General features: G+C 33.8%; 8 protein-coding genes. 1 reads left to right on the top strand and 7 read right to left on the bottom strand.

Translation table 11 applies throughout. The annotated features are described in order from the left end of the window. Positions 1-99: 99 nt before the first annotated feature. The 5 genes from HMPREF3264_RS07130 to HMPREF3264_RS07150 all read right to left on the bottom strand — a co-directional run bounded on the left by HMPREF3264_RS07130 (position 100) and on the right by HMPREF3264_RS07150 (position 4,814). Positions 100-396, bottom strand: coding sequence for a thiamine-binding protein (locus HMPREF3264_RS07130; protein ID WP_002442618.1), 297 nt, complete (start codon positions 394-396; stop codon positions 100-102). A gap of 82 nt (positions 397-478) precedes the next feature. Continuing rightward, positions 479-1,099 (bottom strand): poly-gamma-glutamate hydrolase family protein, encoded by a 621-nt coding sequence (locus HMPREF3264_RS07135; RefSeq protein WP_070872709.1) that lies wholly within the window; start codon positions 1,097-1,099, stop codon positions 479-481. 158 nt (positions 1,100-1,257) lie between these two features. After that, on the bottom strand, positions 1,258-2,124 hold the full coding sequence (locus HMPREF3264_RS07140; protein WP_002442615.1) for a 2-oxoacid:ferredoxin oxidoreductase subunit beta: 867 nt from the start codon (positions 2,122-2,124) through the stop codon (positions 1,258-1,260). After that, a complete protein-coding gene (locus HMPREF3264_RS07145) occupies positions 2,125-3,885 on the bottom strand; it encodes a 2-oxoacid:acceptor oxidoreductase subunit alpha (RefSeq protein WP_070872711.1) in 1,761 nt (586 codons plus the stop codon). A 134-nt stretch (positions 3,886-4,019) separates the two neighbouring features. Further along, positions 4,020-4,814, bottom strand: coding sequence for a TIGR00282 family metallophosphoesterase (locus HMPREF3264_RS07150; protein ID WP_044466279.1), 795 nt, complete (start codon positions 4,812-4,814; stop codon positions 4,020-4,022). A gap of 162 nt (positions 4,815-4,976) precedes the next feature. Here HMPREF3264_RS07150 and HMPREF3264_RS07155 point away from each other — a divergent pair, with 162 nt between their 5' ends. Continuing rightward, on the top strand, positions 4,977-5,192 hold the full coding sequence (locus HMPREF3264_RS07155; RefSeq protein WP_002442610.1) for a hypothetical protein: 216 nt from the start codon (positions 4,977-4,979) through the stop codon (positions 5,190-5,192). 248 nt (positions 5,193-5,440) lie between these two features. Here HMPREF3264_RS07155 and rny read toward each other — a convergent pair whose 3' ends face one another. Both rny and recA read right to left on the bottom strand, forming a co-directional pair. After that, positions 5,441-7,000: a ribonuclease Y gene (gene rny, locus HMPREF3264_RS07160; RefSeq protein ID WP_002442608.1), complete on the bottom strand. Its 1,560-nt coding sequence runs from the start codon at positions 6,998-7,000 to the stop codon at positions 5,441-5,443. Positions 7,001-7,242: 242 nt separating this feature from the next. Beyond that, on the bottom strand, positions 7,243-8,047 hold an 805-nt coding region (recA, locus tag HMPREF3264_RS07165; protein ID WP_070873268.1), incomplete at its 5' end, for a recombinase RecA.

Genomic DNA, 8,047 nt, shown 5'->3' on the forward strand with positions numbered 1-8,047 from the left:
AAAAAAAGAGCGCGAAATCAAACTTAAAAAAGATTAATTCCATGCTCTCGCCACAAATTTATTATATTTATTCATTTTCAATCTACTAATTGAAAAACTTTATTCCTGATCATATTTACCTGTTAACGTTTCTATCTCAATACCTTCAGGCACATGATAGAATTTAACTTGGCTAATAATACTTGGACATTCTAATTCAACCATTCTTTCATTAAGTTTTTGAATTAAGATTAAACATTCGCTCATATCACCTTGAACTGTCGTTTCTAATGGTCCAACTCTATAATGCAAACCTGATTCATCAATAATTTTTATTGCTTCATCAACATATGGAATCACATCTTGATTGTTAGGCGTTCGCGGAACAATTTGTACGCTCATCAATGTATCATTCATTATACAAACACTCCTCTTCGTTAAAATATTAATACAATCCTATTTTAACATGTTGAAATCATGTATCATTTTTATTAACTTTTCATTGTACCTGCTGAATTGCTTTAGAAGTTGCGTCAGCAAAATCATACATTAAATCTCCCCAGTTATCACGATTTTCTCTACTTTTACGCGAACTTTTATGATTAACGAATAATGATTTTCTTAGTTCAGAAGTTAATTCTATTTGAACACCTGCATCGTTTTTAGTTTGGTTTGTGATATTTCTATCTTGAGTCCCAGCCATTGTATGTGGCGCACCTTCGACTTTGATACCTATATCTTGTAAAGTTTCACTTAAAACATCAATAAGTTGATAATCATCGCCACCTATATATACAACGCTCTCTTCACCCTTACAACCATGAACAGTAATTGCTCTTTCACTTTTTTCCACTAAATCTAAAGCTTGTTGGTTGTCATAATGAGTGGAAGTGACATGTAATTCATTATTCCCTTTACTACGGATACCTTTGAATGAAAAGTAATTATACCCACCTTTTTCAGCAATAACTTGAGCCAATTCAGTTGTACCAGGTTCAATTCCGCCCCCATGAATAGCTAATATCGAAACATCACTGTCTTTATCTTCAATTTCAATCTCCCAATCTTCATTTTCAATTGTCTTTTTTTCCAATTTTTTCATTGATTTAAATTTGTCCATAGTAACCTCCCTACAACAACTTTTACGTTATCCATTCCCCTAATTTTCAGTTTAAAAAGTGATTTACATAATCTAAACGCTTTTAATTAATTTTTTAAAATCTCAAAATTGGTGTAAAAAAACTGAGCGCACAAAAAAGCACTCAGTTCATTTAAAATTTATACGAATTGCGCAGTTAAATCATTAAATGTCTCTTCTGATATATGAATATCCTTTTTAGCGAGAGCTTCATCCTCTAATTCGTCAATTTGTGATTCATAAGATGGTGTTTCAGTATCTTGGTATACAATACCTTTTACTAATGATTCATGTTCTAAAACAGTTTTCATAGCTAATTGCTTATCTGATGTATCATAGTTCTCAATGTCATCAATATTAGTTAAATGTTCTTTGAACCAATCATATGTGTTTACTTTGTTATACGTTACACATGGTGAAAAGACATTTACAAATGAAAATCCATCATGGTTAATAGCATCTTCAATCAATTTCGTTAATGCTTTAATATCACTTGAGAAACCTTGTGCTACAAAAGTTGCTCCAGAGGACAACGCTAATTCAAGTGGTGCAACGTTTTTCTCAATATTTCCTTTAGGTGTAGTTTTAGTTACAAATCCTACTGCTGATGATGGTGATGTTTGTCCTTTAGTTAAACCATAAATTTGGTTATCCATAACAATGTAAGTCATATTCATGTTACGTCTTAATGCATGAATCGTATGTCCCATACCGATGGCATATCCGTCGCCATCTCCGCCTGAAGCAATTACTGTTAAATCTTTATTAGCCATTTTAACACCTTGGGCAAGAGGGAGTGCACGTCCATGAATTGCATGAACGCCATATGATTTAATATAACCTGATAACCTACCAGAACAACCTATACCAGTTATAATTGCAACCTCTTCTGGTTCTAGGCCTACATTGGCTGCAGCTTTTTGAATCGCAGCTTGTACTGAGAAATCACCACATCCTGGGCACCAATTTGGCTTAACATTGTTTCTAAAATCTTTAAATGTAGCCAATTAAACCAACTCCTTAATTTCCTTAACTATTTCTAAACCTTTTGCTTCAATTTCATGAGGTAAGAACGGTGTACCGTCATATTTAGTTTGATTAACTAATTTATCTTGTAATTGGGTATTCATTTTCAAAATATTAGATAATTGTCCTTGGTAGTTATGCTCGGCTACAACTACTTTAGAGGCTTTATCAATAGATTGTTGAATCGTATCTTTAGGGAAAGGATGTAATTGTCTAATTTGTAAAGTATTCACTTTAATGCCTTGTTCTTCAAGACGTTCGGAACCTTCCATAATCGCTCCTTTACTAGAAATAAATCCAATATAAAGAATGTCGGCATGTTCATGTCTTTCATTTGATTCAACAGGTTTCTCGATAACTAGATTTTCAGTTTTACGCATACGTTTTTCCATTTGAGCTTGGCGATTAGAAGCCGCTTCACTAGGCTTACCTTCTTCATTGTGTTCAACCCCAGTTATATGGTGGATACCACCTTTAACTCCTGGAATTGGACGAGGAGAAATACCACTACCAGTTAATGCGTATCTTCTGAAGTAACTCTTATCATCTTCCTCACGTTCAATATCAGACTGAAGTAATTCACCACGTTTAATTTCAATCTTATTGTAATCATTTTCTTTAACATTTTGTTTACCTAAAGAAAGTTGTAAATCACTGAGAATAATAACGGGACATTGATATTCTTCAGCTAAATTAAACGCCTCTACAGTAAGATAAAATGCATCTTCAGCATCTGTAGGCGCAACAACTATTTTAGGAATATCGCCATGTGTACCATAAATCATTTGCATTAAGTCAGATTGTTCTTGTTTAGTTGGTAGACCAGTTGAAGGACCTCCACGTTGTGTATTAACAATAACGAATGGTGTTTCAGTCATACCAGATAACCCTATTGATTCCATCATTAGTGATAATCCCGGACCAGAACTAGCAGTAAATCCTCTCACACCAGCATAATTGGAACCAATAGCCATTGTTGCAGCTGCAATTTCATCCTCTGTTTGTATGACAGTACCACCTACTTTAGGTAAATTAGCAATCATATACTCCATAATTTCAGACGCAGGTGTAATTGGATAAGCAGCCATAAATTTAGAGCCTGCTGAAATAGCACCTAAACCAATAGCATCATTTCCTACCATGTATAAATGGGGATTTTCATTATTTTCCTCTAGTTCAAAATCACCTTCAATAGTATTTAATTGCGCTTGCATTAAACGATATCCTTCATTTAATGCTTGGATATTCATTTCAACTACTTTTTCTCCTTTTTTAGAGAACATATTAGTAATTAATTCTTCAAAAGTTGAAGTATCTAAGTTCATCAATGCTGAAGTAGCACCTATAGCGACCATATTTTTCATGAGAGCTGTACCAAGTTCTTTTGCAGTACTCGTAAATGGTAAATCAATAAGTTGTGCTTTGCAGTCTTCCGGCTTTTCAGGTTTAGCTTTAGAATCAGCAATGATAATACTATCGTTTCTCATTTCATGATGATTGAGCTCAATCGTTTCTTGGTCAAATGCAACTAAAATATCTAAATCATCACTTATTGCATGAACAGGCGAAGTTGAAACTCTTATTTTATTATTTGTATGGCCACCTTTAATACGGCTTGAAAAGTGTCTATAACCGTATAAAAAGTATCCCTTTCTATTCATTGCGGTGGCACAGATTTCACCAGTGGATTCGATCCCTTCACCTTGTTGTCCGCCCACTTTCCATGATATTTGTGATTTCATATCACATGCCTCCTGTGGTTATAATTCATAATTAATTTTAACAAAAGAAACCACCGTTTTACTATGTAAACAGTGGTACAAAATTAAATTCATACTAATGGACGATAACCTATAAACGTTGTAATCATAGGCTTTTATCCTTGGAAAGGATGATCGTCATTAATTAATATTCTTTCAATTTGAGTTGTCTTTCCTTCTTTATCTATATCAATAATTACTCCAGACAATACGCTACGGCCTTCATCTGGAACGACATGTCTTTGTGGTAAGCTCGTGATAAATCGATGAATGACTTCGTCTCGATTAATTCCTAATATACCATCATAGTACCCTGTCATACCTACATCAGTAATGTAACCTGTTCCTTTAGGTAAAACACGGTTATCAGAAGTTTGTATATGTGTATGCGTACCCACGACTGCACTAACTCTTCCATCTAAATACCATCCCATAGCATTTTTCTCGGAAGTCGTTTCGGCATGAAAGTCTACGAAGATATAAGGTGTCACTTGTCTTGCTTCTTCGATAAGTTGATCAGCTTTCTTAAATGGATCATCAATATCTTGCATAAATGTACGCCCTTGTAAATTAATAATTGCTAATTTAATTTCATTGATTTGAATAAAACGCATGCCAACTCCTGGTGCTTCTTCCGGAAAATTAGCAGGCCTTACCATGCGATTCGCATTATCAATAAATTCGTAAATCTCTCTTTGACCATATGTATGATTACCCATCGTCATGAAATCTACGCCTTCTCTTAACAATTGCTTATATATTTTCTCAGTGAGTCCTTTTCCATGTGCTGCATTTTCAGCATTTACAATGGATACTGTCGGGTGATAGCTTTGTTTGATTTTAGGTAGATAAGTGGAAATCGCATTTCTGCCGATTTTACCAACGATATCCCCGATAAACAATATTCTCATAAATCGTTCATCCTCTCATAAAAATAGTTTAATAGATACCACTATATAATTAAAGTATTCAGTACAAATTAATTATTCTGAATATTAAAAGACTTTTCTTTTTCGAATTTATTAATTATGTTAGTATGAAGTTAATAAAATTCTAGGAGTTGTATATAACACATGTCTATTAATATTGATCCTGAAAAATTTGCAGAATTAGTAGTAAGTTCTAATCCAGCTAAATCAGATGAGCCTGAAGATATCGCTAAAGAAAGTTTAACTTTATATATTAACGCTTACCGTTTAGCTGAGAGATACTCTAACATAGCTACTAATTGTTATGACACAGCTGAAATCATTAGAGAAATTAATGATGCAGATTTACAATTAAAATAATTTCAAATTTGATATATCAACTATAAACATTGTAATTTAAAATCAACCTGTCAGTAATGTCTTTTTCGACTTTATTGGCAGGTTTTTTATGTATTTTTTAATTTTAATTTTTTTAAAACTCATACATATCCTTAAGTATTTGTCTGAAATTGAAATTAAAAATAAATGTCACTCACTTCATTATACTTGAATCTGCGCTTCATGCATAAGAGCCACTAACCGATGAATCGGTAAGTGGCTCTTATAAATTATTTTGCATATTCTACTGCTCTAGTCTCGCGAACAACTGTCACTTTGATGTGACCAGGATATTGTAATTCTTCTTCGATTTGATTTTTGATATCTCTAGCCAATCTATATGATTTTAAATCATCAATTTCTTCAGGTGAGACAACGACTCTTATTTCTCTACCTGCTTGAATTGCAAATGCTTTCTCAACTCCATCATAACTTTCAGATAACGCTTCTAGTCTTTCTAATCTTCTAATATAGTTTTCAAGTGTTTCTTTACGTGCACCTGGTCGAGCTGCTGATAAAGCATCAGCCGCCGCAACTAATATAGAAATTATAGAAGTCGGTTCTACATCGCCATGATGTGAGTGTATCGCATTAATTACTGTTTCATTTTCACCGTATTTCTTAGCTAATTCAACACCTATTTCTACGTGACTTCCCTCTACTTCGTGGTCAATTGCTTTACCAACATCATGAAGTAAACCAGCACGTTTGGCTAAAGTGATATCTTCATCTAACTCAGCTGCTAACATGCCAGAGAGATGCGCCACTTCAATAGAATGTTTAAGAACATTTTGACCGTAACTAGTACGGTAATTTAATCTACCAAGTATTTTAACTAAATCCGGATGCATATTATGAACATTTATTTCGAATGTAGCTTGTTCACCAGCATCTCTAATGATATCGTCAACTTCTTTTCTAGCTTTTTCGACCATATCTTCAATACGTCCAGGATGGATACGACCATCTGAAACTAAATTCACTAACGCTGTTCTAGCTATTTCACGTCGTATTGGATCAAAGCCTGATAAAATAACCGCTTCTGGAGTATCATCAATAATTAAATCTATACCAGTAAGCGTTTCTAATGTACGAATATTTCGACCTTCTCTACCAATAATTCGACCTTTCATCTCATCATTAGGTAAATTAACAACTGAAACGGTTGACTCAGTTGTATGATCGGCTGCTAATCTTTGTACTGTAGTGGCAAGTAATTCTTTTGCTGTTTTATCTACTTTTTCTTTCGCTTCTTTTTCTTTTTCTTTAACAAGTATTGCAATATCTTGTGACAGTTCTTCTTCAACTCTGTGAAGTTGTTCGTTTACAGCTTCTTCTTGAGTGAGACCGGAGATGCGTTCTAATTCTTGTTCATGCTTCATTATTAATGTTTGAACACTACTCTCTTTTGCATCTACTTGTTGTTGTCTTTCTTCAAGTTTTGATTCTTTCTGTTCTAAAATCTCATCTTTTTTATCTAATAGATCAGATTTTCGATCCAAGTTCTCTTCTTTTTGAAGAAGTCGGGTTTCTTGTCTTTGAAGTTCACCACGTCTTTCACGCAGTTCACTTTCTGCTTGTTCTCTTAAAATTTGGTTTTCTTCTTTTGCCTCTAGTAATTTTTCTTTCTTAATATTGTCAGCTTCTTTATTAGCATGATTGACAATATCTTCGGCAGTTTGTCTCGATTGAACTTGTTTTTGGTGTAATAAATTTCGGGCAACGACATACCCTACAACAACGCCTAGAATAATCCCCAGCAAAATGAGTAGGAGGCTTAATAAATTCACATAAACACCTCCTTTATCTAGGGTTTGCTCTGTATATCAAAATCAATATGATTATATGAAATTATATAAGAATCATACACACTAATTGTACGTTTTTCGACAGAGAAGTGTCAAGATATGAAATTGCACTATAACTCATTTGAAACCTTCATAGTTAATATTAGAATTAACCAATTTTTAATATAAAAAATGGACAGCTATTTAGCCATCCATTTCAACGTTTTCTATGTTATGTGAATAGATTACTCTTCATCAAATAAAGTTTTAGGCGTATCTTCTTCAGATTCAGTTTCTTCAACATCTCCATCAAAGATACCTAATTTTTCACGTAGTTTGCGATCAATTTCTTCTTTAATTTGAGGATTTTCTTTTAAGTAGTTTTTAACATTTTCCTTACCTTGGCCCATTCTTTCCCCATTATATGAGTACCATGCACCAGATTTATCTACAATGTCGTTTTCGACACCTAAGTCAATTAATTCTCCTTCTTTAGAGATACCTTGACCATACATGATATCAACTTCTGCCACTCTGAAAGGTGGTGCAACTTTATTTTTAACAACTTTAATTTTTGTTCTGTTACCTACAATATCTTGACCTTGTTTTAATTGTTCTGCTCTTCTTACTTCTAAACGTACAGAACTATAGAATTTTAATGCACGACCACCTGGTGTAGTTTCAGGGTTACCGAACATAACACCAACTTTCTCACGGATTTGGTTAATAAAGATTGCAGTTGTATTAGATTTAGAAATTGCACCTGATAATTTTCTTAACGCTTGAGACATTAATCTTGCTTGTAAGCCGACATGCGTATCTCCCATTTCACCTTCAATTTCAGCTTTCGGTGTTAAGGCAGCTACAGAATCGACAACTACAATATCAACGGCACCGCTTCGAACAAAAGCTTCAGCAATTTCTAGACCTTGTTCACCGTGATCAGGTTGAGATAAATAAAGATTATCAATATCTACACCTAATGCTTGAGCATAAACAGGGTCAAGCGCATGTTCAGCATCAATGAAAGCTGCTACGCCTCCATTTTTT

Source organism: Staphylococcus sp. HMSC62A08 (assembly GCF_001839105.1).
In the GTDB taxonomy this organism is placed as follows: domain Bacteria; phylum Bacillota; class Bacilli; order Staphylococcales; family Staphylococcaceae; genus Staphylococcus; species Staphylococcus caprae.

Bases quoted from the DNA above. Each gene is read 5' to 3' on its own strand.
- HMPREF3264_RS07150 (WP_044466279.1), bottom strand. From the start codon at position 4,814: ATGAGAATATTGTTTATCGGGGATATCGTTGGTAAAATCGGCAGAAAT.
- HMPREF3264_RS07155 (WP_002442610.1), top strand. From the start codon at position 4,977: ATGTCTATTAATATTGATCCTGAAAAATTTGCAGAATTAGTAGTAAGT.
- HMPREF3264_RS07145 (WP_070872711.1), bottom strand. From the start codon at position 3,885: ATGAAATCACAAATATCATGGAAAGTGGGCGGACAACAAGGTGAAGGG.
- HMPREF3264_RS07135 (WP_070872709.1), bottom strand. From the start codon at position 1,099: ATGGACAAATTTAAATCAATGAAAAAATTGGAAAAAAAGACAATTGAA.
- HMPREF3264_RS07130 (WP_002442618.1), bottom strand. From the start codon at position 396: ATGAATGATACATTGATGAGCGTACAAATTGTTCCGCGAACGCCTAAC.